General features: G+C 44.5%; 27 protein-coding genes. 20 read left to right on the plus strand and 7 right to left on the minus strand.

The features are described 5' to 3' along the window. Positions 1-12 precede the first annotated feature (12 nt). From sbcD to F0251_RS06960, 3 genes are all read left to right on the plus strand, one after another. Positions 13-1,266 (plus strand): exonuclease subunit SbcD, encoded by a 1,254-nt coding sequence (gene sbcD / locus F0251_RS06950; protein WP_171730649.1) that lies wholly within the window; start codon positions 13-15, stop codon positions 1,264-1,266. A gap of 5 nt (positions 1,267-1,271) precedes the next feature. Continuing rightward, a complete protein-coding gene (locus tag F0251_RS06955) occupies positions 1,272-4,988 on the plus strand; it encodes an SbcC/MukB-like Walker B domain-containing protein (RefSeq protein ID WP_171730650.1) in 3,717 nt (1,238 codons plus the stop codon). Positions 4,989-5,233: 245 nt separating this feature from the next. Next, positions 5,234-5,377: a DUF2256 domain-containing protein gene (locus F0251_RS06960; RefSeq protein WP_171730651.1), complete on the plus strand. Its 144-nt coding sequence runs from the start codon at positions 5,234-5,236 to the stop codon at positions 5,375-5,377. A 632-nt stretch (positions 5,378-6,009) separates the two neighbouring features. Here the strand turns inward: F0251_RS06960 and F0251_RS06965 are convergent. The 4 genes from F0251_RS06965 to F0251_RS06980 all read right to left on the minus strand — a co-directional run bounded on the left by F0251_RS06965 (position 6,010) and on the right by F0251_RS06980 (position 10,290). After that, entirely contained in the window at positions 6,010-6,750 is a 741-nt protein-coding gene (locus F0251_RS06965; RefSeq protein ID WP_171730652.1) for an SDR family oxidoreductase, read from the minus strand. Next, complete coding sequence (locus F0251_RS06970; RefSeq protein WP_171730653.1) at positions 6,750-8,309, minus strand: cryptochrome/photolyase family protein; 1,560 nt, start codon at positions 8,307-8,309, stop codon at positions 6,750-6,752. The genes F0251_RS06965 and F0251_RS06970 overlap by 1 nt, the downstream gene beginning before the upstream one ends. Then, the gene (locus tag F0251_RS06975) at positions 8,306-9,664 is read right to left on the minus strand and encodes a DASH family cryptochrome (RefSeq protein ID WP_171730654.1); all 1,359 of its coding nucleotides are present in this window, start codon (positions 9,662-9,664) and stop codon (positions 8,306-8,308) included. Before F0251_RS06975 ends, F0251_RS06970 begins: the two co-directional genes overlap by 4 nt. Positions 9,665-9,867: 203 nt before the next feature. Continuing rightward, the gene (locus tag F0251_RS06980; RefSeq protein WP_061031418.1) at positions 9,868-10,290 is read right to left on the minus strand and encodes a universal stress protein; all 423 of its coding nucleotides are present in this window, start codon (positions 10,288-10,290) and stop codon (positions 9,868-9,870) included. Positions 10,291-10,524: 234 nt separating this feature from the next. Here F0251_RS06980 and F0251_RS06985 point away from each other — a divergent pair, with 234 nt between their 5' ends. From F0251_RS06985 to F0251_RS07000, 4 genes are all read left to right on the plus strand, one after another. Then, positions 10,525-11,667, plus strand: coding sequence for a PcfJ domain-containing protein (locus F0251_RS06985; protein ID WP_171730655.1), 1,143 nt, complete (start codon positions 10,525-10,527; stop codon positions 11,665-11,667). 26 nt (positions 11,668-11,693) lie between these two features. Beyond that, the gene (locus F0251_RS06990; protein WP_171730656.1) at positions 11,694-11,831 is read left to right on the plus strand and encodes a hypothetical protein; all 138 of its coding nucleotides are present in this window, start codon (positions 11,694-11,696) and stop codon (positions 11,829-11,831) included. Positions 11,832-11,907: 76 nt separating this feature from the next. Continuing rightward, positions 11,908-12,375: a GNAT family N-acetyltransferase gene (locus tag F0251_RS06995; RefSeq protein ID WP_171730657.1), complete on the plus strand. Its 468-nt coding sequence runs from the start codon at positions 11,908-11,910 to the stop codon at positions 12,373-12,375. A gap of 193 nt (positions 12,376-12,568) precedes the next feature. Further along, entirely contained in the window at positions 12,569-12,823 is a 255-nt protein-coding gene (locus tag F0251_RS07000; protein WP_004739610.1) for a DUF3297 family protein, read from the plus strand. 97 nt (positions 12,824-12,920) lie between these two features. Here F0251_RS07000 and F0251_RS07005 read toward each other — a convergent pair whose 3' ends face one another. Next, complete coding sequence (locus F0251_RS07005) at positions 12,921-13,421, minus strand: hypothetical protein (protein ID WP_171730658.1); 501 nt, start codon at positions 13,419-13,421, stop codon at positions 12,921-12,923. Positions 13,422-13,617: 196 nt separating this feature from the next. Then, complete coding sequence (locus F0251_RS07010) at positions 13,618-14,328, minus strand: membrane lipoprotein lipid attachment site-containing protein (protein ID WP_171730659.1); 711 nt, start codon at positions 14,326-14,328, stop codon at positions 13,618-13,620. A 572-nt stretch (positions 14,329-14,900) separates the two neighbouring features. Between F0251_RS07010 and glpT the strand changes: the two genes are divergently transcribed. The 9 genes from glpT (at position 14,901) to F0251_RS07055 (ending at position 21,929) form a co-directional block, all read left to right on the plus strand. Beyond that, on the plus strand, positions 14,901-16,271 hold the full coding sequence (gene glpT / locus F0251_RS07015; RefSeq protein WP_171730660.1) for a glycerol-3-phosphate transporter: 1,371 nt from the start codon (positions 14,901-14,903) through the stop codon (positions 16,269-16,271). A gap of 82 nt (positions 16,272-16,353) precedes the next feature. Continuing rightward, positions 16,354-17,409, plus strand: coding sequence for a glycerophosphodiester phosphodiesterase (gene glpQ / locus F0251_RS07020; protein ID WP_004739607.1), 1,056 nt, complete (start codon positions 16,354-16,356; stop codon positions 17,407-17,409). Positions 17,410-17,632: 223 nt separating this feature from the next. Beyond that, the gene (locus F0251_RS07025) at positions 17,633-18,097 is read left to right on the plus strand and encodes an ASCH domain-containing protein (RefSeq protein WP_061031892.1); all 465 of its coding nucleotides are present in this window, start codon (positions 17,633-17,635) and stop codon (positions 18,095-18,097) included. Positions 18,098-18,194: 97 nt separating this feature from the next. Then, a complete protein-coding gene (locus tag F0251_RS07030) occupies positions 18,195-19,145 on the plus strand; it encodes a D-2-hydroxyacid dehydrogenase family protein (RefSeq protein ID WP_171730661.1) in 951 nt (316 codons plus the stop codon). Between the two features lie 32 nt (positions 19,146-19,177). Continuing rightward, positions 19,178-19,678: a GNAT family N-acetyltransferase gene (locus F0251_RS07035; RefSeq protein ID WP_171730662.1), complete on the plus strand. Its 501-nt coding sequence runs from the start codon at positions 19,178-19,180 to the stop codon at positions 19,676-19,678. Positions 19,679-19,720: 42 nt separating this feature from the next. After that, complete coding sequence (locus tag F0251_RS07040) at positions 19,721-20,242, plus strand: HAD family hydrolase (protein WP_171730672.1); 522 nt, start codon at positions 19,721-19,723, stop codon at positions 20,240-20,242. Continuing rightward, complete coding sequence (locus F0251_RS07045; protein ID WP_171730663.1) at positions 20,235-20,837, plus strand: class I SAM-dependent methyltransferase; 603 nt, start codon at positions 20,235-20,237, stop codon at positions 20,835-20,837. Before F0251_RS07040 ends, F0251_RS07045 begins: the two co-directional genes overlap by 8 nt. Before the next feature lie 107 nt (positions 20,838-20,944). Continuing rightward, positions 20,945-21,325 (plus strand): STAS/SEC14 domain-containing protein, encoded by a 381-nt coding sequence (locus F0251_RS07050; RefSeq protein WP_171730664.1) that lies wholly within the window; start codon positions 20,945-20,947, stop codon positions 21,323-21,325. A 202-nt stretch (positions 21,326-21,527) separates the two neighbouring features. Beyond that, positions 21,528-21,929 carry an NUDIX domain-containing protein gene (locus tag F0251_RS07055; RefSeq protein WP_061031406.1) on the plus strand — a complete coding sequence of 134 codons (402 nt, stop codon included), beginning with the start codon at positions 21,528-21,530 and terminating at the stop codon, positions 21,927-21,929. A 30-nt stretch (positions 21,930-21,959) separates the two neighbouring features. Here the strand turns inward: F0251_RS07055 and F0251_RS07060 are convergent, their stop codons facing one another. After that, entirely contained in the window at positions 21,960-22,361 is a 402-nt protein-coding gene (locus tag F0251_RS07060) for a YkgJ family cysteine cluster protein (RefSeq protein ID WP_171730665.1), read from the minus strand. Between the two features lie 182 nt (positions 22,362-22,543). On the opposite strand from F0251_RS07060, the gene F0251_RS07065 reads away from it, so the two are divergent. From F0251_RS07065 to F0251_RS07080, 4 genes are all read left to right on the plus strand, one after another. Continuing rightward, positions 22,544-22,705 carry a hypothetical protein gene (locus F0251_RS07065; RefSeq protein WP_008224207.1) on the plus strand — a complete coding sequence of 54 codons (162 nt, stop codon included), beginning with the start codon at positions 22,544-22,546 and terminating at the stop codon, positions 22,703-22,705. Further along, entirely contained in the window at positions 22,687-23,394 is a 708-nt protein-coding gene (locus F0251_RS07070) for a pseudouridine synthase (RefSeq protein ID WP_239962421.1), read from the plus strand. The genes F0251_RS07065 and F0251_RS07070 overlap by 19 nt, the downstream gene beginning before the upstream one ends. 75 nt (positions 23,395-23,469) lie before the next feature. After that, the gene (locus F0251_RS07075; protein ID WP_116870495.1) at positions 23,470-23,850 is read left to right on the plus strand and encodes a VOC family protein; all 381 of its coding nucleotides are present in this window, start codon (positions 23,470-23,472) and stop codon (positions 23,848-23,850) included. 88 nt (positions 23,851-23,938) lie between these two features. Next, entirely contained in the window at positions 23,939-24,547 is a 609-nt protein-coding gene (locus F0251_RS07080; RefSeq protein WP_116870496.1) for a sugar O-acetyltransferase, read from the plus strand. The last annotated feature ends 276 nt before the right edge of the window (positions 24,548-24,823 follow it).

Here is a 24,823-nt window from a genome sequence, read left to right on the forward strand (position 1 = left end):
CAGTGAGCAGCAATGAAGATTCTTCACACGTCCGATTGGCACCTTGGCCAAAACTTTTACAACAAAAGCCGTAAGAATGAACATGAACGTTTCTTACAATGGTTACTTGAGCAAGTTACTGAGCATGACATCGATGCGATCATCGTTGCTGGTGACATTTTCGATACCAGTACGCCACCAAGTTACGCTCGTGAGATGTATAACAAGTTTGTCGTCGACTCGAATAAGATTGGCTGTCAATTGGTACTACTAGGCGGAAACCACGATTCCGTTTCGGTTTTGAAAGAGACCCAACAACTGCTCAAATACATGGGTGCTGATGTCATCCCAAATACCAACGAAGATCATGCGACTCAGGTTGTTGAACTCAAGGGTAAAAAGGGCGATGTAGAAGCGCTTGTGTGTGCTATTCCTTTTATCCGCCCACGTGATGTGCTTACCAGTCAAGCTGGTGTATCTGGCGTAGAGCGTCAAAAACAGCTTGGCGATGCAATCAAGCAGCACTACCAAAGTGTTTATGAAGCAGCGGTCGCTAAGCGCTCTACCTATGAAAACCATGAGAACATGCCAATCATCGCTACGGGACACCTTACTGCGATGGGCGTTCAACAGTCAGATTCTGTACGTGATATTTACGTTGGTAACCTAGATGGCTTTGCTGCGGACGGTTTCCCTGATGCCGACTACATTGCTCTTGGTCATATTCACCGCCCACAAGTAGTGGCTAAACGTGAATACATTCGTTATTCCGGCTCTCCAATCCCACTTAGCTTTGATGAGCTTAAATCTCAAAAGCAGGTGTGCGTGGTTGAGTTTTCTGAAGGCGAACGAACCATTTCTCAATTGGCTGTCCCGACATTCCAACCGCTTGCTGAAATTAAAGGCGATTTGAGCGAGATAGAGTCTCAACTAAATCAATATATTGGTTTGGATGGTGAACAAAGTCTCTGGTTGTCGATAGAGGTTCAAGCTCAAGATTACCTATCTGATCTACAAGAGCGTATGCGTGCATTGACTGAAGGCTTGAATGTGGAAGTACTGCAGCTGCGCCGCGCAAGAGAGCGTCGTAACCAAGCGTTGGAGCAAGAATCAGCAGAAACCCTGTCGGAACTGAGCCCGATGGACGTGTTTACCAAGCGTATTGCCTTAGAAGAGTTCGAAACTGAATCTGAAAAAGCCCGCTTAGAGCGAATGACGGTGAAGTTTAAGCAGGTCATGGTCGAAGTGTCTGAAAGCGCTCAAGCAACAAACAAAGTAGAAGAGTAACGAGTATGAAGATTTTAAGCCTAGAATTTGAAAACCTAAACTCTTTGAAAGGGCGTTGGAAGCTCGATTTTACTCAATCACCGTTCGCAGAAAACGGCCTGTTTGTTATTACGGGTCCAACCGGTGCGGGTAAAACTACTATTCTGGATGCGATTTGCTTGGCGCTATTTCACCGCACACCTCGTTTGAAAAGTATCGCGAAGGGCAACAACGAGCTGATGACTCGCGGTACGGGTGAGTGTTTCGCTGAACTTGAATTTGAAGTGCAGGGCAAAACTTACCGTTCTAACTTCCACCAAAAGCGAGCTCGCGGCAAGCACGATGGTGCACTGCAGACGCCAACATGTGAATTTGCAGATGCAGACACTGATAAAGTCTTAGAAACCATGCTAACCAAGAAGACCAAGTTGGTTGAGCAGGTGACAGGTCTCGATTTCTCTCGCTTTACTAAGTCGATCATGCTTTCTCAAGGCGAATTTGCTGCCTTCTTAAATGCTAACGCGAATGATCGTGCCGAATTGTTGGAAGAACTTACTGGTACTGAAGTCTATAGCCTGATTTCAGAACGTATTTACGATCATTTCAAATCGAGTGAAGAGTCGCTTAATCACCTAAAGGCAAAAGCTGAGGGTGTGAGTTTACTGTCTGATGAGCAGATTCAAGAGCTGACAACAGAGCGTGGCACGTTAGAAATTGAACAGAAACGTTTAGCTGAACAGTTAAAAGAGTGGCAAGCTCACCTTAGCTGGTGGAAAGACGTGACCAAAGCGCAGCATACTATTGCGACCAGTGAACAGGATTTAAAAACAGCGCAAGGTGACTTAGAGCAAAACCAATCATCCTTGGTTCGTTTGGCAAACAGCGAACCCGCTGAGAAATTGCGACCGTTGCACAAAGACCTAAAACGCTGCGAACATGAGCTCAATCTTACGCAGATTAACCTAGATAACAGTACCAAGCTGCTCGCAGTGCGTGAGACCGAGAAGCTAGATGCCCAAACTAAGCTGGCTCAAAGTAGCGAAGCGGTTGAAAAAGTTAAAGCGGAGCAACAAGAGCAAGAGAAGATCATTGAGCAAGTCCGCCCACTCGACAACCAAATATCAGTACTCAAAGACAAGCATACCTCGGCAGTTAATGCCGCGAATACGCTGAACGAACAACACGCGCAGCAACGCAATCAACAGCTTGTGTTGGCGCAACAGATTGACGAGTTGAAACAGCAAGAAAAGCTGAGCGCCGAGTACCTAGAGGCACATAAGGCGGACCAACACCTCGAAAAGCACCTAGGTCAGTGGCAAGCTAAGGTTGAGCAAGTACGTACGTTAGAGTCTCAGCATTCACAGCAACTCAATTTGGCCAAACAAACCTATACGGCGCTAGAAGCTCAGCAAGCAGTGATTAAAAACGCACAGCAAACCAAAGCATCGCAAGATCAAGCTCTGGCTGAATTGGTGCTGGCCGAGAACAATACCAAGCAGCAATGGGAAGCGTTACACGCGAACACCAGTGAAACAGCGTTACTCGCCCAAAAAGAGTTGTTGGAGCTTTGGAATCGCAACACTCACTCGTTGTTTGAAATCAATCGTGGCTTTTTAAACGCACAGCAACAGCTCGCTGTTAAGACACAAACACATCAAACTAACGTTCAACAGGCTGACAAGTTATCGAAAGAGCGTGAAGTTCTGGTAGAACGATACAAAGAGAAAGAGACATCGCTTGAGCGTTTAACCTTGTTAATAGACCAAGAAGGAGAGTTAGCTAAGTATCGTGCGAAATTGGAGTTTGGCTCTGAATGTCCGCTGTGTGGTTCTACTGAACATACCATTGAGCAGTCACAAGACATGGCGAACTTGGTTGCTCAGCAAGAGCGTGAAAAACATGGGTTGGCGGTCATTAAGAAAGATGGTCAAGAGCATCGCCAACAGTTGGATTCTCTTGCTCCTATGATCACAGCACTAAGCGATGATATTCAACGAGCACAAGCGGATATCCAGCAAGCTCAACTTAATTGGCAATCTGTAATAGGTAAGCTTCAACAGAGTTTGTCTGACTTTCCTAATGTGACGCTGGAGTTAACACTGCTTTCTGTGACTGACTTGGGGAATGAGATGGCGGTGACGGCTTTCGTCGAGCAATGCGAGCTTCACGTAAATCAAACCCAGCAGCAGCTGAAAGTCTTAGTGGATGCTAAAAACAGCTATGCCGAGGCGGAAAAACAACGTTTATCAGCGAGTGTTACGGCTGATAAAGCGCAAGCCAATCTTGTGTTAGCGGAGGAGCGCCTCAACGACCTTAATAAGCAAAACCAAGTCGCGAATGAGCAAGCAGCTCTAACCACGCAAGCCAAAGACCAACAATGGCACTCACTCAAAGAGAGCATTGTGGAAACCTCAATTGAGTCACCTGAACTCGAACACATTGATGCTTGGTTTGCTGAAAAACTGCAAGCTTCAAACACATGGCTGCAAACCAAACAGCAACAGGCTGAACTAGAGAAGCGTTTGATTACCCAATGTGCTGAGCAAAAAACACTGGATGACAAGCTAAGCAGTGCGCAGAAAGAGCTGGATACGTTAAGCAAAGAAAGCGAATTGCTAACTTCGGAACTGGTTCATGTTGGTGCTGAAAGAGCACAGTTGTTTGGTGAGCAAGACATCCAAGTCGCAAGCCAAGCGATGAAGCAAAAGGTAACAGATTCAGTCACAACATTTGACGTGGCTCAGCTGGTACTTAATCGCTGTGAATTGGAACATCGAACTGAACAAACCAAACATACAGGTTTTTCTGATGAGTTAACCGCGAAGCAAACAAGCCTCACGCAAGCGAAGAATGTTTGGGTTGAAGCTTTGCATGCGAGCCCGTTTGAAGAGGAAGTTGATTTTGAAGCGGCACTGCTTGATGAGGAGTTGCGAACTCAATTACAAAACCTTAAGAAGTCTCTGGATGAAGCAATTGTCGGTGCACAAGCAAGGCTGAATACGGCAAAAGCCGCGCAAGTGGAGCTACAAAACCACGAAAATGCGCAAACATGGCAAGAACAAGATCAACAGCTAGTGGAGCAGGCAACGGCTGAGTGCCAAGAAGCTCAGCAAAGTCATGCGAGCAAAATTGGCGCAATTTCTGCGAACCTTGAAACTGATCGTCAGAACCGAAGTAACCAGCAAGATCTGTTTAAGCAGATCTCTGAACAACAAGTCGAGTTTGATGATATTTCTCGTTTGAATTCGCTGATTGGCTCTAAGAACGGAGACAAGTTCCGCAAATTTGCCCAAGGCTTAACACTGGAAAACTTAGTGTATTTAGCAAACAAGCAATTACAGCGTTTGCATGGTCGCTATGAGCTAAAACGTAAAGCTGACGACGGCTTAGAGTTACAGGTACTCGATACCTGGCAGGGAGATGTAATGCGCGACACCAAAACTCTGTCTGGTGGTGAAAGCTTCTTGGTGAGTTTGGCGTTGGCATTGGCGTTATCTGATCTTGTGAGTTACAAAACCAGTATTGATTCACTGTTCTTGGATGAAGGCTTTGGCACGCTTGATAGTGACACGCTAGACATCGCATTGAACGCACTCGATAACTTGAATGCCTCAGGCAAAATGATTGGCGTTATTAGCCACGTTGAAGCTTTGAAAGAGCGTGTACCTGTGCAATTGAAAGTGACGAAACACGCAGGCCTTGGCGTTAGCGAGATGGAAAAGCAATACAAAGTGGTTGCTTAATATCTTTGAGATTGGTCGGTTGGCATTCAAAGCCAGCCTGTTTAGTTGAAATGGTTCCAACCTCAGTAAAGCAGATCCCCAACTCAGTCGTTCCTCCTTCTCGGGGATGACTGAGTGGGGGCTTTTAGTTGAGGCAAGCGAGCTTGGATGTGACAACGAACCTCATTCCCTATAGCGAGGTGCTAGCGCAATCGGTAGTGTTGTTGTGAGCTCTTCAACGAACTAGACCTAAATAAGGAACCGACATGCACAAAAAACCGCACCTCCCAACAAAGACATGTCCTGTGTGTCAAAAGCCATTCACATGGCGCAAGAAGTGGGAGCGCTGCTGGGAGGAAGTGGTGTACTGCTCTGAGCGTTGTCGACGTAATAAACCTAAACAGGGTTAGATTTTGTTAGCACAGCCTTCGTCATTCCCTAAAGCGAGGGACGAGCGCAGTAGGGAATCTCACCCACGTTTAGCCAAAGTCTTAAGGAGATTCCCGACTCAGTCGTTTCCCCTTCTCGGGAATGACGGTGAAAGGTTATGGAGTGGACTATTGCGTATACTTCCTACTTGCACAGTACTTAGTCATCGTCATGTCCATGTGTTCGGATGTCCCGCGTGAGTGTAATAGACTTTGGATGCTTAATTGCCTCTTGGGCATTTATAAAAGGGTTCGACATACTTAACGTCGTCATTCCCTAAAGCGAGGGACGAGCGTGATAGGGAATCTCACCAACGTTTAGCCAAAGTCTTAAGGAGATTCCCGACTCAGTCGTTTGTCCTTCTCGGGAATGACGGTGAAAGGTTATGGAGTGGACTATTGCGTATACTTCCTACTTGCACAGTACTTAGTCATCGTCATGTCCATGTGTTCAGATGTCCCGCGTGAGTGTAATAGACTTTGGATGCTTAATTGCCTATTGGGCATTTATAAAAGGGTTCGACATACTTAATGTCGTCATTCCCTAAAGCGAGGGCCGAGCGTGATAGGGAATCTCAGTGAGGTTCCGAAACTCCCAACCTTTTACTTCTAATTTACCAAGATAATTGTTCACCGTTATACGCGTAGAAATGACCGCTTTGCTCTGGTGTGGCGGTGCGAATAATGTCGACGAGCTGATGTGCCACGTAAGCTGAATCAAATAGCTTGCCTTCCGGTACATTTGCTTGAAAGGGTTTTGACAACGCAGTATCAGTCGTCCCTGGGTGCAGCGCTAATATGGTGCCTTTCTTAATGGTTCGACCCCATTCAATTGACATGGTTTTAATGAACATGTTGAGTGCTGCTTTTGATGAACGATAGCTATACCAACCACCTAATCTGTTATCTGAAATGCTACCAACCTTGGCGGAAACCACCGCAAACTTGGGGTTGTCGCTTGCTTTGAGAAGTGGAGTGAAATGCTTAGCGAGCAACAAGCTTGGTAGGGTATTCACAGACATGTTTTTGAGGAAGAACTTTGGGTCGATGGACGAAAGGTTCTTTTCAGGTCCTAGTTCTGGCGTATGTAACATCCCAACGCAGTTAATCAGCCAATCGAGTTGATCAAATTGAGATCGTAATGCGGCTATATCGGATTCTTGAGTCACGTCAACCTGGTGCCAAGTCAGGCGTTTGTCATCAATCTCAGGCTTTTTAGAATGGTAAGTCGCAGCAACACGAATATCGAGAAAATCAAAGCGAGACAGCTCAGAGAGTAGGTGTTTAACTACGGCGAGACCAATGCCGCCACTACCACCAATAACCAATATATGTAGTCTGAGTTGCTCCACCATTATAAGTTCTCCAAATTAGTTAGTCGTTGTTCTGCGGTATCTAGTATCGCTTGCTGTTCTTGTTCATCCATGTTGTCCCAAGAACGATAAAGCATTCCCATGCGAGGGTTTCGGTTTAAGGCATCGCGGTGTTGATTCATAAAGCGCCAATACAAACTGTTGAACGGGCATGAGCTTTCACCAGTGCGCTCTTTAATCTTGTAATGACAGCCTTTGCAGTAGTCACTCATGCGATTAATGTACGAACCGCTGGCAGAGTATGGTTTGGTTCCGACGATCCCGCCATCCGCAAATAGTGCCATACCTCGCGTATTTGGCATTTCAACCCATTCAATCGCATCTACGTAAATGCCGAGGTACCAACTGTCGACTTGGTCTGGTGCAATGCCTGTGATTAAGCAGAAGTTGCCTGTAACCATGAGCCTTTGGATATGGTGGGCATAAGCAAACTCTAGAGACTGATCAATTGCGTGTTTCATGCAATTCATCTTTGTGTGACCATCCCAAAAATAATGGGGCAATGCTCGGTCTGCTGAGTAGTGGTTCTTGCTGGCGTAAGCTGGCATGTTCGCCCAATACACCGCGCGTATGTACTCACGCCAACCCAAAATCTGACGAATGAACCCTTCAACCTGTGCAATATCGATAGTGGGTGCTCCTTGCTTAGAAGAAGCGTGATAAGCCGAAAGAGCTGCATCAATAACTTCGCTAGGGCTAAGAAGCTTACTATTTAACGAGAATGAGAGGCGGCTGTGGTACAAGCTCCACTTTGAATCGTGTTCCACCGTCATTGCATCTTGAAAGTGACCAAACAGTGGCAGGCAAACTTGGCAGAAGTGAGCGAGTAAAGACAAACTTTGTGCACGATTCACAGGCCAAAGTAGTTGGTCACCGACTTGTCCTATGGTCGCTACTTGGTGGCGTTCAATACGCTCTAATATGGATGAGATATCGTTGGCAAACATCAAGGGTTGTGGCAGGTTTTCGATGTCTTGTTTCTTGAGCTTTTTACGGTTGTTTGCATCATAGTTCCATTTGCCGCCGACTGGTTTTCCATCGTTTAAGAGAATATCGAAACGCTTTCTCATTCGGCGATAGAAATGCTCCATCATGATGTGTTTATCTTTCGGAAACTGTTCTTCGATTTCGGAAAAAGGAAACATGAAGTGCTCGGAGTCGTAGCACCCTTTGATAGTGTTAGGCAGTTTGAGTTTGTTGAGCTGTTCTAATAGACGATATTCGTCTGGTCTTTGGTATTCAAATTTCTCGGCGTCAAACTCGTTTGTGTAGTGCTTAAGCACGGCGTCGAGATCTTTAAACTGTGCCGTATCATCCAAGGTTAGATGCAATACTTGGTGCCCACGTTGTGTTAGCTCTTCAGCGAAATAACCCATAGCAGAGAAGAACGCCGCCACTTTTTGGATGTGCGAGGCAACATAGTCGGTTTCCTGCTTAAGTTCGGCGATTATGTAGATTACGTCATCACTAACATGATCAAACCAAGAGTGCTCTATATTGAGCTGGTCACCTAAAACTAGGCGTACAGTTTTGTATTTCATATTACGTCCTGATATCGAGTTGACGTTGAAGCTTCGTGTTCCCGGTGCCACTTGCTGATAAAGGCGTGCTCTGGGTCATACATCTCTGTCTGCTTAACAAGATCGAAATGACGGGATTTAGATTGTGATTGATTGGCTGCACTTTGTTTGTTGGCGTGCTGGGGAGCCTGTGGATTCAACGCCCCAGCGATATACGCCCAGTTCCCCCAATTCGACGCCACATCGTAGTCGATGAGTTGGCTTTCGAAATAGGCGGCACCGTGACGCCAATCAAGACCGAGCTCGTGAATCAAGCAGCTCGCCACCAGCTGTCTGCCTCTGTTAGACATATAACCCGTTGCGTTAAGCTGACGCATGCAGGCATCGACAATAGGATAATTGGTGTTGCCGCTTTTCCATTTGGAGAAGCTTGATCCCGAAGTGGTATCGAGCAATTGTTCATTGGACAGGTCACTAGATTCTCGACCAAACAATGATGTCCCCAGCGTTAAACACTTCCAGTAGAAATATTCACGCCACAACAACTCAAAATAAATCCAGTAGGTAGAATCGTTCGCGCCACGATGCGCTTCGAATTGCTTTAAGTGGCGGTAAATAGTTTTTGGCGAAACACACCCTAGTGCTAGCCATGGCGAAAACTTAGTTGAGTTCTCGATGCCATCTAATGCATTTCGAGTCTGTTTGTAGTTTCCGGCGTAGTCATGTGAAAAGTAGTTTTCTAAGTGGATTAACCCTGCCGTTTCACCGCCTACGTAGTCGCCTGTTTTTGAGTCATCTAATCTAAGTGTCGGCTCTCTGTAAGAGCCAGTAGCCGTGTGTGGTGTAGGTGGAAGGTAAGTTATCACGCGCTCTTCTGTCTCAATCTCTAAATGTTCAACTTGAAGACGGAACTTGGTGAACGAACGAGGCAACTTGGACAGTTCGAAGGGGAACGCATCACTCTCAAACAGAGTAGTGTGATGCTGCTGAGAGATGAACAAATCAGGACACTGCGTTAACGTATCGATTATTAACTGTCGCTCGTCATAGGCACAATGCGAATTGGCAAAAAAGTGTGTCACATGCTGAGATTTGATGAGTTGAACTAAGTTCTCGTTAGTATTTTGGTCTAACACAAAAAGGCGTTGTCCAAGGTGTGACAAGCTCGAGGCTAAATCATCAATAGACTGTTTAATGAAAAGGTGACGATGCGGCCCGTTTTCCTGTTCTTGTGAAAGTCGGACTGAATAGGTAGAAAGCTTTGGTTCAATTGCAACACACAGTAGCTCATCGACGATCTGCGACGCCTGATAAAGTAGTGTGTTATCGTTGATTCTTAAGTCATTTGTAAAAAGATAGAGACCAATCTTTTTCATGCTTACACTCGTGAATTGTTAATTATTAGACGCTTACGAGTTGATACGCTAACAAGATCACAAATGATGTAGGGAAATCGGTAGTGCTTAGCCAGAGAAAAAGGGACGAGCACAGAGGGTATTCAGCCAACCGAAATATGCCAACCAATAATACCGATAGAGGTTGGCAATTCTGAACGTTTTAACCGTTTAACAGGTAGGCGCTATTCCATTGGAACAACCAAGATATCGATCGGAGAAGTATCGATTATCTGTTTAGAATGGGAAATGAGCTTGTGCCAAAAATCATGGTGATGGCCGCACATCAATAGGTCAACGTTATTTTGTGAGATAGTATTCTTGAGCTTATCGTTGAGATCGCCCGTACCTACAAAAATATGCTTAATAGGGTGCTTTGCGTAAGCCTCGAACTCTTTCAAGTGGTTAACGGCATCTTGATTGATGGGTAGATCCCCGTCGTTTGCTTGAATATCAACCAGCTCAGGGTAGATTTCTCCATGAGTACCATCGATGTAGACAAACGAAATACCCGCATCGAGTTTATCCGCAAAGAAAGTCGCTCTATCAATCAATATCTTGGTGTCGTCAGACAGCTCAACGGCGACTAGAATATGTCGGTATTCCATAATTTAAGCCTTTTGTTGTGGGTTATGTAACAAGCATAGTTTTTGTTAGCGCAAATGATATCGAAGAGGTCTCATATTAAGGAAAATCATCATTCAAAGATCTTATAAAGGCTTTCTTGTATATAGCGCTTTGATTGATAAGAAATTTACAAAAGGTTGATATAGTGGATGAAGCGCTAGCTTATGCTGTAGATAGGCTTGAAAGTTCAATGCGCCACCAATGAAGAGGCATCAATGACAGCATTACTCACCATTCCCACCCGAACACTTGGATTTGATTACGATATCGAGATTCGTGATTGGTCACAAAAATTGGTTGGCTTCCATGTGTTTGAAGACGGACGACGTCCACTCGATGGTGGTATTGGGCTAAGCCTTAATCTCATAGAGCAATTTGATGTTAACGGGCGATGGTTAGAAACTCTGCCAGCACGCTACCGTGAAATCACAGATAACTTTCCAGAATATCAGTACCAAATGTTATGGTTGGCGGCTAACACCTATGAAGCCGCGCAACTGTTGGAACTGCGACCTGTGATCTTGGCGCTGATTTGCATGAAGTACAGTGTTGATAATCAGAAGGCTTTGGAACTGAGCCGTTTAGGGCAAAAGAAGATCCTGACTAAGCTTGGTCTAGACAGCAGTAAAGCGACGCTAAAGTTTATTGATAAGCTTGAGCTGCATTATAACGTTGGCGATGAACTCGACCATATCGTGCGAATTTTAGAGCCGCTGCAAAGACGTGTTCTGAAGTTTAAGCACTACTCGAAGGTTGGCTACACGGCACTACGCTTAGATCAGGTACATCCATTTTTAACCGGCAGTCGATTGGGTATTGCAATGGTTGAAGAGGGTAGACTCAATTCTCCGTCGAAGATGGCGATGTTCCAAGATGCAATATTGTTGGGACAGGATTTAGAGATTGATGATCCTTTACGTTCAATAACCAGTCAGAACTCGTTCGCAATGTTCGAACAACTCCACGACCGTTGGAGTGAGCAACGTCAAATGCGACGTTTAGAAGGCAATCGCCCTATGGACATGGATATCCCGTATCCGGTTCCTTTGCTAGGTAATGATAACATTCATCCCATTATGGATTACTTTGATCTTGAGAAAGAGGGCATCGAGCAAAAGCACTGCATTGGCGTGTATCATAATCGCATAATGAGTGATCGCTATGTGGTGTTTCGAATGATGAAACCTCAGCGCTTAACCATAGGTTTACGTCGTGTTCCAAGTAAAGCGTTTCCTTTCGAGATTGACCAAATCTGCGGTAAAAGAAACGCGCCACCGACTGAGGCAGCTCGCCAAGTGATTCACGATTGGTTAGAAGCGAGCAAGCAAATGTACCCTAATCAAAAATGGGTAAAGTAGACTGGGTAAAGTAGAAGGGAAGCTATATGTATCAACAAGGCGATTTATGCCCACATTGTGGTTTGATTATTGCGATGCCAACAGACTTACAAGCGGAATGCTTAGGTTGTGGAGAAGAGATTGATCAAGACGCAGACTATGATCATTATGAGGAAGAAGAGTAGCGTAATACTGCTTTTAGTGATTTGCTTAACTCACTGGTTCTCATTTCTATCGTTCGTATTTAAAAAGGAAGTTTAAATGCAAAAAGTCGTTTTTAGACAATGTGTCCAGCATTCTCCACACTGGCAAGAGCTCGAACGCCTTTTTCAAAGTGAATGGGCGGACTTTGAGTTTAAATCGGCCTATCCAGAACTCTCGGACCCAACCAACACTCATCTACCGCCAGTTATCGTGGTTATTCGCGAAAATGTTGTCATCGGTGGTTTAGCGTACTCCCATTTTCAAGAACCTCATCAAGTAAGGGATGTCGTCTGGATTAATGCTGTTTATGTTGATGAGAAATGGCGAGGCCAAGGCATTGCGAGTGAATTGATTAAGCGAGCGGTTGAACAAATGCCAGCCTTCTACCAATCTAAAACCGCAGAACACTCTGCGTCTGACCTTTATGCTTATACCAACATACCGTCTTTGTACCTTTCTCTCGGTTGGTCGATCGTTAACATCAATACCGACCCAGACCATCATGTGGTGTGTGTTTCTTTTTGAGCAAACGTATCGGCTTACGATGTTAAAAGTGTTTAGTTTTATGTAAGAAACAGAGCAAATATCGCCAATAAATCAAACAACTAGACGCTGATTAAAGCTATCAATACGATTTATTACAGCAGTTGTTGAGCACGAAGCCTATATTGACTAGAATGACGCACTTTTTTTATTTACGTACATACAGGTAATGAACATGAGCGATACTAATTCAAGACCAGCTTTACCAGATCATCTTGCAGGCAACCCACGCAGCCCACACCACGTGGCTGAGTGTTTCGAATACCCAATCGGTATCCGTCTAAATGGTAAAGAGCGTACTGATGTTGAAGAATACTGCATCAGCGAAGGTTGGGTTAAGATTCCTTCTCCTAAAGCACTTGATCGTTTCGGTCAGCCAATGCTTATTACTCTTAAAGGCACTGTAGAAGCTTACTACATCGAAGAATAATAGATGGTTGTAGCTGACTCAGCTGCCGACTTCTGTTTATAGAAGGGTCTAGAGAAATCTAGGCCCTTTTTGTATGCATCGTTTGGATTAGTAGTGTTTACCAAGCAATACCTGCACCGATGGAAAACTCTAAATCTTCTCCTTCGGCTTTATCAAAACCTGCGGTCACAACGAAGCCTGTGTCCGTAATATAGGTTGCATCTAAGCCACCAACTTGTTTTGTCGCGCTATCAGAAAGCTCGTGTCCTTCGAAAGTAATATCCGTGTGTGTTCGTTTGATCCCGTATCCGGGTGTGATGTAAAAGTTATCAGTGATACCGATCGGTGCATGGAACTGATATTCGTTGTCGCGTTGTTTGTATTCGTAAGCCCCGTCATCCTCATTATATGCCGAGCGTGTAAACTCAACACCATAACCAACGGTTCCCGGACCACGGTATTTCACATAAGAAGCAGACCAATCTCTCCAGCCTCTTTCAGCAGATAGGCCAAACGTAACGGCTGTTTCTTCTTGAGTCTGTTCGAAAGCGTTTACTTGAGATGTAGAGAACAAAAGAAGAGAAGCTAACACTGTAAAGGGAAGGGCTTTGATAATCATTGGATAGCTCGCTTATGTGTACTTAATAGAGACGCATATCGGTGATATGGAACGCCAGTAAATGAGTAACCTAGTCGGGATCGTCCTTGAGTTGTTTTTGTTATCTGTTTCCGTTGTTCTTGTTTTGAACAGGCACTCTCCAATTGAAAGAGTGCCTGCTCTATAGGGTGTTATTATCGTGAGGAGTGAAAGTCCACTATTTTAAAGTGCGTAGTTTGTTTACCTGCATCTTGGTACGTACTTTTGTCACTTCAGCATGAGTAGGCAGTTTGTCTTTAATTTTGTTCTTGATGTCGGCAACCGGGATAAAGTTCCACTTACCATCATGATATTTAACAACAAATGTTTCACGGTCTATTTCTTCACGGAAAATCCAAACACCATCGTCTAAACGTTTAAAGTCGCCAATCACGTTACCGTTGGTGTCTCTCACTGTCCAAAACGTGTATTCAGTGTCTTGGTAATTCTCTCTAGTACCATTAATTTCTTTATCGCCAACCGAGACTGTAACTTCGTCACCTTTAACCAAGATTTCTCCGACAAAGCGGTCATTCACATGAATACCATATAAGGTTTCATTTTCATCTGACCTGAGCTTTGTAGCGGAAATATGCGCGTTTCCGTTGTCACGATTGAAGAAAGGAATATCACCTAGCTCTGGGATGTGTATAAAACCAAGGTCAGCTTGAGCGATTTTGTCTTTCAGTGTTGGTGCGTCAACGCCATATTTCGGGTCTGCGTTCTCATAACCACCATCGTTATCTGTATCGTCATATCCAAATCCAGGGTCGATATTTTCATAGCCATGATCCCCATCGAATTGTGGTTGCGCCGGGTCTGAGGTTCCGCCAGATGAGCAACCCGCAAGAACGGCAGTAAGGACAAGCGCGATAAGTGATTTGTTCATGATGTTTCCTATCGTTGGGTTTGTTCTAAACAGTTGATGCGCAGAAAGTGTGTCTCGAATGCCAATAAGTTTGACTTAGTTATTCTGCTACATCGCTTGAAGTGAACGATACGCAAACATGAGTGTTCAATAAATAAACTGAATCATAGTTGTCACATCACGATTGGTTATGTTTTATGTGGCTAAAAGAACGCTAGTGGGGATGAGTTGTATATGGAGGGTAGGAGACTGCGGTCTGTTGTTCGCGGTAATAACCCACAAAACTCAGCACTCAATATGAAGCCAGAACAATAATACGACGTGTTGCGGTTGTTTTGTGCTCGATTGCTCAAGTTTGGCTAGTCATAGTTCGGTTAACTATTGGTTGAATAGTAAACGAATCGTCAAAAATATGAAGCGTGGTCTAATTAAATGAAACTAATTTGCTGTATTTAAACAATTTTATTGTTAATAGCTATATGCATCACAGAAATTATCCCTGAAGCACATACAATCCCTCCTGTTTTCGAATGAGCGTATATTTTTTCGTTCGAGCATTTTATATTTCCTTCGCCCAATAATATGAGGTTCCTATGTTTGGAATATTCAAACCTATGGCGCATATCGATCGCTTGTCATCAGATAAGATCGATAGCACTTACACACGATTACGATGGCAACTGTTCATCGGTATTTTTGTTGGCTATGCGGGTTACTACCTAGTCCGTAAAAACTTCAGTTTGGCAATGCCTTACTTGATTGAACAGGGTTTCAGCCGTGGTGAGCTAGGGGTGGCATTAGCAGCCGTGTCTATTGCTTACGGTTTATCTAAATTCTTAATGGGTAGCGTTTCTGACCGTTCTAACCCTCGTTATTTCCTCAGTGGTGGCTTGTTAATGTCGGCACTGGTTATGTTCTGCTTTGGTTTCATGCCTTGGGCAACGGGCAGCATCACAGCCATGTTTATTCTTCTATTCTTGAACGGTTGGTTCCAAGGTATGGGCTGGCCAGCGTGTGGACGAACCATGGTGCACTGGTGGTCACGTAAAGAGCGTGGCGAGATAGTGTCGGTATGGAACGTTGCTCACAACGTGGGTGGTGGATTGATTGGTCCAATGTTCCTATTGGGTCTGTGGGCTTTCAACGATGATTGGCGAACCGCTTTTTATGTTCCTGCATTTTTTGCCACTCTCGTTGCTATTTTCATTTGGTTTACGGTAAGAGATACGCCTCAGTCTTGTGGTCTACCGCCGATTGAAGAGCACAAGAACGACTACCCAGATGATTACGACAAATCTCACGAAACAGAGATGACTGCGAAAGAGATCTTCTTTAAGTACGTATTCAATAACAAACTGTTGTGGTCAATTGCCATCGCGAACGCGTTCGTATACTTGATTCGTTATGGGGTATTGGACTGGGCTCCTGTTTACCTAAAAGAAGCGAAAGACTTCTCTGTAGATAAATCTTCTTGGGCTTACTTCTTGTATGAGTGGGCAGGTATCCCTGGTACGTTATTGTGTGGTTGGATCTCAGATAAGCTATTCAAAGGTCGCCGTGCTCCAGCTGGTATCTTGTTCATGGTATTGGTTACTATCGCGGTGCTAGTTTACTGGTTTAACCCAGCGGGTAATCCAACCATTGATATGTTGGCTCTTATCGCGATTGGCTTCCTAATCTACGGTCCGGTAATGCTAATTGGTCTATACGCACTTGAACTTGCACCTAAGAAAGCTGCGGGTACAGCAGCAGGTCTAACAGGTCTATTCGGTTACTTAGGTGGCGCAGTTGCAGCAAACGCAGTACTTGGCTTCATGGTTGACCATTACGGATGGGATGGTGGTTTTACTATCTTGGTGGGTGCTTGTGTTGCTTCAATCATCTGTCTTCTATACGCGTTTGTCGGTGAGCGTAAGCACCATAAAGAGAAAAGCCTTGAGCAAGACAAAGAAGCAATAGCTTAATCATTCTTTAACTCATTAGCATCATACTAATAATTAAACGAGGCAGGGATAACCTGCCTCTATTTTATCAAGGAATAGAACAATGAAAACAACGTCACTGTCCCTTACTCTATTGGCTCTAAGCTTATCGGCTAACGCATTTGCCGACCCTTTGGTTATTGCTCATCGAGGCGCGTCGGGTTACTTACCTGAGCACACTCTGCCTGCTAAGGCTCTTGCTTATGCAATGAAACCCGATTACATCGAACAAGATGTTGTGATGACCAAAGACGACCAGCTCGTCGTACTTCACGATCATTATCTAGATCGCGTTACCGATGTTGCAGAGCGCTTTCCTGACCGTGCGCGTGAAGATGGGCGCTACTACGCGATAGATTTTACGCTCGCTGAGATTAAGTCATTAAGAGTGACAGAAGGCTTTAAGCTTGATGAGCAAGGGAATAAAGTCGCAGGGTATCCAACACGCTTCCCAATGTGGCAGTCTGATTTCCGAGTACCAACGTTTGCAGAAGAAATCGAAATGATCCAAGGCTTGAATAAGACCCTTGGTTATGACGTTGGTATCTACCCAGAAATCAAAGCACCTTGGTTCCACCGACATGAAGGCAAAGACATTTCTAAAGCGGTACTGGCTACCTTGCATCAATATGGTTACCTATCTAAAGACGATAAGGTCTACTTGCAGTGTTTCGATGCAAACGAACTAAAGCGTATTAACGACGAACTCATGCCAGCGATGGAAATGGACCTCAAGCTTGTTCAGCTAATGGCTTACACCGACTGGAATGAAACTATGACTTACAAAGGCGATGTAGCGACGCCTTATAGTTACGATTGGATGTTCGAGAAAGGCGGTATGGCAAAAGTGGCGACTTATGCTGACGGTATTGGCCCTTGGAAACCTATGCTGGTGGACGATGCATCAACCAAAGACAACATCATCATAAAGCCGTTGATGAAATCAGCGAAAGACGCAGGCTTAGATGTTCACCCATACACATTCCGAGCTGATCCAGGCCGAATTCCAGGTTATGTCGATAACTTCGATGGGATGTTGGATGTGTTTTATAACCAAGTGAAAGTCGACGGTGTGTTTACCGACTTCCCAGATAAAGCGGTAGACTTCTTAAACCGTTAATTGGTTAATCCAAAACAAAATACAAAGAGTTAAAAGCACTGCCTGAAGGTGTTTTTAGCTCTTTTTTTGATCTAACAATCTTGCATTAAATCTACTCTCTTAACACACTTTCATTGTTACTTGGTTTACACCGTTTGTACTCCTTGATAGGTTACGCGCAATGCAGTCAGTTGCTCAATATGTAGCGCTTCTGGCTGAAGCGAATATTGAAAATGGACACATCATGGAAGAAAGAAGCAAAGCCTATCTAGATAGCTATCTCAATTCACTGCCGGCTGAAGTTGCCAAACAATACACCTCATTCAGTGCCGACTATTACTGTGCGGATGAATACAACGCCAATCTATGCGCGCAGCTGATACTGAAAGGTGAAAAGAAAGCCTCGTGCAGCTTGGAGTATTGGTACAGCCATGAAGGCGAAATCATGCCCGTTGTTGGACACTTGCAGGTGGTCACTGATTGGAACGGTGTACCTGTCTGTATTGTTGAACTTACCTCGGTGTCACTATGCCCATATAACCAGGTGACGGCTGAGTTTGCTGCCGCTGAAGGCGAGGGTGATAAAACGTTGGCATGGTGGCGAGAAGCCCATTGGAACTTTTTCTCTCGTGAGTGTGAAGAATTAAAGATCACGCCAAGTGAAGACATGATGTTGGTGCTTGAGCGTTTCAAAGTCGTCTATCAATAATTGGTTTGATCTATACAGAGTGTTACAAGTTAAATGAATCTTAACCCGTGGCACTTAGCGCTCAAAAATAGTAAAGCAATAGAACAAGGAGTGTGTAGTGAAGATTGCGATATTGGATGATTATCAAAACGTAGTAAAAAGCCTAGAGTGTTACCGTAAGTTAGAACAACATGACGTCACCGTATTCACCGAGACCTATCCAGAAAATGAACTAGCGTTGAAGCTATACGATTTTGAGGTACTTGTGCTCATCCGCGAGCGTACCGAAATCACGGAGTCGCTGCTATCTAAACTGCCAAACCTAAAAGTGATCAGCCAAACCGGAAAAGTCAGCAACCACATCGATTCACAACTGTGTGAACGTTTCGGTGTCACAGTACTGGAAGGGCGCGGTTCACCTGTCGCGCCCTCTGAGCTCTGTTGGGCATTGATTATGGCAGCATCTCGTCACATTCCTACTTACGCTTCAAACCTTAAACATAACCAATGGCAAGATTCAGGCGTACTTGGTTTAGGCAGAACGCTAAGGGGCCTAAAGCTTGGCATTTGGGGCTATGGAAAAATCGGGCGCTGCATCGCGCAATACGCCAAAGCGTTCGGGATGGATGTCATGGTGTGGGGTAGCCAGAACTCGCGAGACCAAGCACAAGCCGATGGTTTTGAGGCGGCAGCAACCAAGCAGGCATTTTTCGAGAGTGTTGACGTACTCTCATTACACCTTCGTTTAAACAGTGTCACTAAAGGCTGTGTTACTGCCAGTGACCTCAGCGTAATGAAGCCTGATTCATTATTCGTAAATATCAGCCGAGCGGAGTTAGTCGAACCAGAAGCCTTGCTTAACGAACTCACTAAGGTACCAAGCAAAAGAGCAGCAATAGATGTGTTTGATATTGAACCTGCGACACCAGATAACGAACCGCTGTTGTCTCTACCAAACGTGACAGCAACGCCGCATTTAGGCTACGTTGAACAAAATAGCTACGAACTCTACTTTGATATCGCTTTCGATAACATTCTGTCCTATCAAAGGGGTGGCATATCGAGCTAGAATCTGCCCAAGGAAAAAAAGGTAGAGAAAGTATGAGCTTAACAATCAGACAAGTTACAGTAGATGATGCTCAGGGTATTATCGATGTATTAAACCCAATCATCATCGAAGGGCGTTATACCATCTTAGATCAGACGTTTACGTTGGATGAAGAGAAAGATTTTATTGAGTCGTTTCCCGAACGTGGCGTGTTCAGTGTTGCTGTTAATCAAACGACTAATCAATTGCTTGGTTTTCAAAACGTAGAACCGTTTGCCTCTTATACGAAAGCCTTTGATCATGTCGGTATTATTGGGACGTATGTAGACGCAAACAGCCGGGGGCAAGGCGTTGCAAAGCAGCTATTTGATCACACATTCGAAGTCGCAAAAGCCAAAGGCTACGAAAAGCTTTTTGCTTATGTTCTAGCCGATAACGAGCGCGCATTAGCGGCTTATCTTAAACAGGGCTTTGAAACTGTCGGAATAGCAAAGAAACACGCTAAGATTGGCGGCCAGTACTATGATGAGATTCTTATCGAGAAGTTCTTATAAGTACGGTGATACATTCGAAACATCATCGATGCAGGAGGCATGATGAACAAAGCTACAACATCAACGGCTCAAATCAAGCTAACTAAAACCGTCTTATTTGATTGGGGCAACACCTTAATGATCGACTTCCCAGGTCCACAAGGGAAAATGTGTGACTGGGAAACTGTACAAGAAGTGAGTGGGGCACAAGCTTTACTCGCTGAATTGTCCAAGCATCACAACATCTACATCGCTACTAATGCGGCCGATTCTAGTAAAACTGACATCATCCGCGCGTTTGAGCGAGTTGGCTTGTCGAAATACATTGCTGGTTACTTCTGTAAGGCGAGTATTGGCTTATCTAAATACGAACCGGGCTTTTATCCTGCGATCATCTCGCAACTCGGGATAAAGCCACAAGAGATCACCATGATTGGCGATACCCTAGAAAAAGATATTTACCCTGCGCTTGAAGCTGGCCTACAGGCTGTTTGGCTGAACACCGAAGGCGCGATTACAGATACAAACTTACCTATCGTTGAGGTTCAAAACCTGACCGAACTACTGGAGTTATGCAATGGATGATCATTCCGAGATTTGGCGTCAGTATTATCAAAAAGCCTTAGATAAGCCTCATTCAAAAAGAACAGAATTCGGTATGAAGCTGAACGAGTCACGCTTAAATGTCGCGATCGACTGTGGTTGTGGTACAGGAAGTGACATTGCTTTTTTAGAGCAGCAAGGCAACCAAGTTTATGGTTTCGACGTAAATCCTGACTCAATATCGATATGTAGAGACAGGTTCGGTCAAAAAGCTTTGGTCGAGATATCTCAGAGCGCATTTGAAGATTATGATTATCCCAAAGCCGGGCTAGTGATTGCTAACTCCAGTCTATTTTTTGCAGAGCCGAATCAGTTCGATCAGACGTGGCAACGAATCATCGATAGCATTGAAATCGGTGGTGTATTTGCGGGCGATTTCATGGGGGTAGACGATAGTTGGGCTTATGGTTATCGAACCTCTACGACGCCTCTCACAAAGGCAAAAGTACTGAGTCTATTTGATGCGTTCGAAGTTATCCGTTTTCACGAGCGAGACGAACAAGCGCTTACATCATTAGGCAAGATGAAGCATTGGCATACTTATTCTGTTGTGGCGATTAAGCGACGTTCAACCTAGTAACGTTAAGCTAAAACTTTCTGTGCGTTCATTTTGAAAGCAACCTCTCATTTGTTGTCTAATTAATACTCTAAGCTAAGCCTATATTTTAATAGAGGGGCTAGGTTATGAGTATCGAACGTCATGGAATATCGGTTGGAATTGAGCGTGTTAGCGGCGAAACCATCATCGTGTTCAAAGCGAAAGGGAAATTATCGCACGACGACTATCAAGCGATGATACCCATCTTAAAAACCACCATAAAAGAGATCGATTCGTCCGCACTGAAGATGCTTGTTGATATCTCCACATTAACGGGCTGGGAACTGCGCGCCGCGTGGGATGATTTCAAACTCGGGCTAGAACTCAACTCCAAGATAGACAAAATCGCTATTTGTGGTGATAAAAGCTGGCAAGAACTGGCATCTAAAGTGGGAAGCTGGTTTGTGTCTGGGGACATTAAGTCATTCGAAGAACACGACCCTGCCATAGAGTGGCTTGTTGATTAGATTCATCACATCTTATTTCAAGTGACAGCTGGTGGTAAGTGTTTACCTTTAACGAACTGCATTGATGGCTGTCATTCATCGACTCCCAATACCATTTTTTATGTAATTCAATAGAATATGCTGACTGCTGTAGGTAACATGCCGCCCATGCGATATCGTCGCTTTAATTAGAATAAGAAGCACAATAACAAGGTCTATTAACATGAATAAGGTAATTGATAAGCTCGCTTGGGTATTCATTCAAGATGGCAAGCTGCTGATGGTGAGATCAAAAGGAAAAGAACGGTTTTACTTACCGGGCGGAAAACGCGAAGAGGGTGAAACTGACGAGCAAGCATTGCTTCGTGAAATCAAAGAAGAGATTTCAGTCGATTTAGTACCTGATTCACTCAAATACGTTGAGACGTTTACTGGCCAAGCTGATGGCAAAGCGGAAGGCGTTTCTGTGCAATTGACTTGTTACGCTGCTGATTACACGGGCGAATTATCGCCAGACGCTGAAATCGAAGAGCTTAAGTTTGTCGATAGCAATGACAGAGAAGTATGTTCATTGGCGGCACTGGTTGCGCTAGATTGGTTAGAAGAGAATCAATACTTGTCGTAATAACAAGATAAGCTCTACAAAAGTTCACAATTATGAAAAGCTTGAAGGGCGACTTCCTTTCATTAAAAGGTCGAGTCTTCTTTGAGCCTTTTTCGTATCTTGTAGATCCACCACTTCAATCATCTCACACTCATCCCTGACCATTTCATTGATTAGGCTAGGGTAGTGTCGGCAATCCTCTGGGCGGTCTAAGTAAATACTGCAGGTGTATTTGGCTTGAGCGTTCGTGTTTTTGTTCGGGACGAGTTCTAGAAACGGGCAACGAGTTAAACGCTCACCAGATTCAGGATCAAACCAAATCTCACCACCACGAACATATTCAAAGATGTCTGGGTTGAACAGTTCCCACAAGTCAATCTCTTCTTGAGTCGCGGCGAGGTCGCCATCTCCATATTTGATGCAGCATTTTCCGCATTGATTACAATCTTTCATTCTTGGCTTCTTAGTTAGCTAACTCTTGTAATGTTACCACTGATACTCGTGGCACGTTGATTTTGTTGTCCAGAGCTTAGAAATAGCGCGAGGCGCAAACAAGCATTGGCAAAGTGAACCGACGCACTGCCATAAACAGTGATACAATTTGGCTTCATAAGTGATTAATACAAAGGCTCCAAATGAGAACGATCTACACCACTGAAGGCGACATTAACGCAAAGAAACAGAAAGACGCTTATCCAAAACTGGCGTTATGTGAAAACTGTGTGCGTGACTATGTGGTGATTGAACAAGGTGAGCGCACTTACAAGCCTTGTGCTAAATGTGGTGCCGACGATTAATGCGCCTCGATAAATTCCTTTGTAAAAGCACAGACCTCACTAAGTCAGAAGCGATTGAAAGAATTCATCATGGTGAGGTTAGTGTAAACAGTGAAGTGGTGCTCGATGAATCCACTCAAGTACACGAAAGTAATACCATCTTGCTGAATGGCGACGCATTAACGCTACGCGCGTTTCGTTATATCTTGATGCACAAGCCAGCAGGCACCATCTGTTCCAATATCGACGAAGTGTATCCATCTCTTTTCAATTATTTAGAGTTAGATAAAGCGTCTGAACTGCACATCGCAGGGCGTTTAGATGCTGATACCACAGGATTAGTGTTAATCACCGATGATGGTCGTTGGTCTTTCAATATCACATTGCCCACGAAGTCGTGTAAAAAGGTGTACCGCGTGACATTGTCACGAGATATTAAAGACGATGTCGCTGATAAGTTCAAAGCAGGGGTTCCGCTGCAAGGTGAGAAGAACCTTACGCGCCCGGCAGAACTAGAAGTAATTAGCCCCAAAGAAGTGCTCTTAACCATCACCGAGGGTAAGTTTCATCAAGTTAAGCGAATGTTTGCTGCTGTTGGTAACCGAGTGGTTGGGCTACATAGAGAACAAATAGGCGACGTCCGTTTAGATGTTGAAGAAGGCCACTGGCGTTACCTCACTGAAGATGAAGTTAACTCCTTCGGCCAGTAACCTAAAATAAATTTAAGCATAATGCACAAAGCTCAGCGATACTTCTGGGCTTCAAAACAGAAGGAATTGTTTATCATGGAAAACCTCAAAGTCACTGAAATAAAATCGTTTGTGCCCGCAAAAGAGTTCGACTTATCTAAGCGGTTTTACCAAGCTCTGGGGTTTGAACTCATGTCTGAGTTCCATGATATCGCCTATTTTCGTCACGGTGATTATGCATTCCTTTTACAAGATTTTTACGAACCTGCGCACTGTCACAATTACATGATGCACTTGCTCGTTGAGGACGTAAAAAGTTGGTATCAGCACGTACAAAACTCTAATGTAATGGCGGAATTTGAAGTAACCGTTACCGAGGTTGTTGAGCAGCCTTGGGGAATGCTTGAGTTTTGTATCACTGACCCAAGTGGCGTGCTATGGCGTGTTGCCGAGAACATAAGGCCGCGTAACTCGTAACTTGTTTTGAGACCAATGAAACGCTTCAAATTATCCATATGTCGCTTTATGTATGCCGTTCTTCGGTAATTATCAAATAGGTTCAAACATGGATATAAAGGCAAAAATGCACAGCCAAGACGTTTATTACTGTGATGACGTCGATCTGGTCGCCGAGCAAACGCAATCTTTAGAAGTGCTGTACGATTTCAATCACACTCGCCCGAGCGAGGGTAAAAAACGCCAACAAATCATGAAGCAACTGTTCGCAGAAGTCGGCGAGGGTTGTTACATAGAGCCACCACTGCACGCCAACTGGGGGCGTCACACTCACCTTGGCAACAACGTATACGTAAACTTCAACCTAACGCTTGTTGACGACACCGACGTATTCATCGGTGATAACGTGATGATTGCACCTAACGTCACCATCGCAACAGGCACACATCCCATCAGCCCGGAATTGAGACTCAAAGCTGCGCAGTTCAATGTTCCTGTCCGTATCTGCAACAACGTATGGCTTGGCGCGCACACGGTCGTGTTACCTGGCGTTACCATAGGTGAAAACTCGGTAATTGGTGCTGGCAGCATAGTCACCAAAGACATCCCAGCCAATGTGGTTGCCGTTGGTAACCCTTGCAAAGTAGTACGAGAAATCAGCGAACGCGACCGAGAGTACTACCACAAAGACCGGCGCATCCCAGACGAATTGAAGTAAGCCGTATTGACCAGATTCTTTATGTTGGGAGTTTGGCCATATTAGACAGAAATATTCCATACTTTCTCTCACGCCAACCCTAGCTGTGATATAAGTCGTTGTTGTATAATGACTAGATTGCATATGAGATGTGAGCGGTAGAAACTAGACAGAATTATTCTGCATTTAAATACAGAATTTTTCTGTCTAATAGCTGTTGAACTAAGCCGCTTCGCGGAGGGCTTTCCTCTCACTTACCCGATAGACCAAACTTATGATGTATCCATAGATTAAGGA

Source organism: Vibrio sp. 070316B (assembly GCF_013114115.1).
GTDB lineage: Bacteria > Pseudomonadota > Gammaproteobacteria > Enterobacterales > Vibrionaceae > Vibrio > Vibrio chagasii_B.

What these genes read in the sequence shown, in the direction of transcription:
- sbcD (WP_171730649.1), top strand. Translation starts at nt 13, where the DNA reads ATGAAGATTCTTCACACGTCCGATTGGCACCTTGGCCAAAACTTTTAC.
- F0251_RS06955 (WP_171730650.1), top strand. Translation starts at nt 1,272, where the DNA reads ATGAAGATTTTAAGCCTAGAATTTGAAAACCTAAACTCTTTGAAAGGG.
- F0251_RS06960 (WP_171730651.1), top strand. Translation starts at nt 5,234, where the DNA reads ATGCACAAAAAACCGCACCTCCCAACAAAGACATGTCCTGTGTGTCAA.
- F0251_RS06965 (WP_171730652.1), bottom strand. Translation starts at nt 6,750, where the DNA reads ATGGTGGAGCAACTCAGACTACATATATTGGTTATTGGTGGTAGTGGC.
- F0251_RS06970 (WP_171730653.1), bottom strand. Translation starts at nt 8,309, where the DNA reads ATGAAATACAAAACTGTACGCCTAGTTTTAGGTGACCAGCTCAATATA.
- F0251_RS06975 (WP_171730654.1), bottom strand. Translation starts at nt 9,664, where the DNA reads ATGAAAAAGATTGGTCTCTATCTTTTTACAAATGACTTAAGAATCAAC.
- F0251_RS06980 (WP_061031418.1), bottom strand. Translation starts at nt 10,290, where the DNA reads ATGGAATACCGACATATTCTAGTCGCCGTTGAGCTGTCTGACGACACC.
- F0251_RS06985 (WP_171730655.1), top strand. Translation starts at nt 10,525, where the DNA reads ATGACAGCATTACTCACCATTCCCACCCGAACACTTGGATTTGATTAC.
- F0251_RS06990 (WP_171730656.1), top strand. Translation starts at nt 11,694, where the DNA reads ATGTATCAACAAGGCGATTTATGCCCACATTGTGGTTTGATTATTGCG.
- F0251_RS06995 (WP_171730657.1), top strand. Translation starts at nt 11,908, where the DNA reads ATGCAAAAAGTCGTTTTTAGACAATGTGTCCAGCATTCTCCACACTGG.
- F0251_RS07000 (WP_004739610.1), top strand. Translation starts at nt 12,569, where the DNA reads ATGAGCGATACTAATTCAAGACCAGCTTTACCAGATCATCTTGCAGGC.
- F0251_RS07005 (WP_171730658.1), bottom strand. Translation starts at nt 13,421, where the DNA reads ATGATTATCAAAGCCCTTCCCTTTACAGTGTTAGCTTCTCTTCTTTTG.
- F0251_RS07010 (WP_171730659.1), bottom strand. Translation starts at nt 14,328, where the DNA reads ATGAACAAATCACTTATCGCGCTTGTCCTTACTGCCGTTCTTGCGGGT.
- glpT (WP_171730660.1), top strand. Translation starts at nt 14,901, where the DNA reads ATGTTTGGAATATTCAAACCTATGGCGCATATCGATCGCTTGTCATCA.
- glpQ (WP_004739607.1), top strand. Translation starts at nt 16,354, where the DNA reads ATGAAAACAACGTCACTGTCCCTTACTCTATTGGCTCTAAGCTTATCG.
- F0251_RS07025 (WP_061031892.1), top strand. Translation starts at nt 17,633, where the DNA reads ATGGAAGAAAGAAGCAAAGCCTATCTAGATAGCTATCTCAATTCACTG.
- F0251_RS07035 (WP_171730662.1), top strand. Translation starts at nt 19,178, where the DNA reads ATGAGCTTAACAATCAGACAAGTTACAGTAGATGATGCTCAGGGTATT.
- F0251_RS07040 (WP_171730672.1), top strand. Translation starts at nt 19,721, where the DNA reads ATGAACAAAGCTACAACATCAACGGCTCAAATCAAGCTAACTAAAACC.
- F0251_RS07045 (WP_171730663.1), top strand. Translation starts at nt 20,235, where the DNA reads ATGGATGATCATTCCGAGATTTGGCGTCAGTATTATCAAAAAGCCTTA.
- F0251_RS07050 (WP_171730664.1), top strand. Translation starts at nt 20,945, where the DNA reads ATGAGTATCGAACGTCATGGAATATCGGTTGGAATTGAGCGTGTTAGC.
- F0251_RS07055 (WP_061031406.1), top strand. Translation starts at nt 21,528, where the DNA reads ATGAATAAGGTAATTGATAAGCTCGCTTGGGTATTCATTCAAGATGGC.
- F0251_RS07060 (WP_171730665.1), bottom strand. Translation starts at nt 22,361, where the DNA reads ATGAAAGATTGTAATCAATGCGGAAAATGCTGCATCAAATATGGAGAT.
- F0251_RS07065 (WP_008224207.1), top strand. Translation starts at nt 22,544, where the DNA reads ATGAGAACGATCTACACCACTGAAGGCGACATTAACGCAAAGAAACAG.
- F0251_RS07070 (WP_239962421.1), top strand. Translation starts at nt 22,687, where the DNA reads ATGTGGTGCCGACGATTAATGCGCCTCGATAAATTCCTTTGTAAAAGC.
- F0251_RS07075 (WP_116870495.1), top strand. Translation starts at nt 23,470, where the DNA reads ATGGAAAACCTCAAAGTCACTGAAATAAAATCGTTTGTGCCCGCAAAA.
- F0251_RS07080 (WP_116870496.1), top strand. Translation starts at nt 23,939, where the DNA reads ATGGATATAAAGGCAAAAATGCACAGCCAAGACGTTTATTACTGTGAT.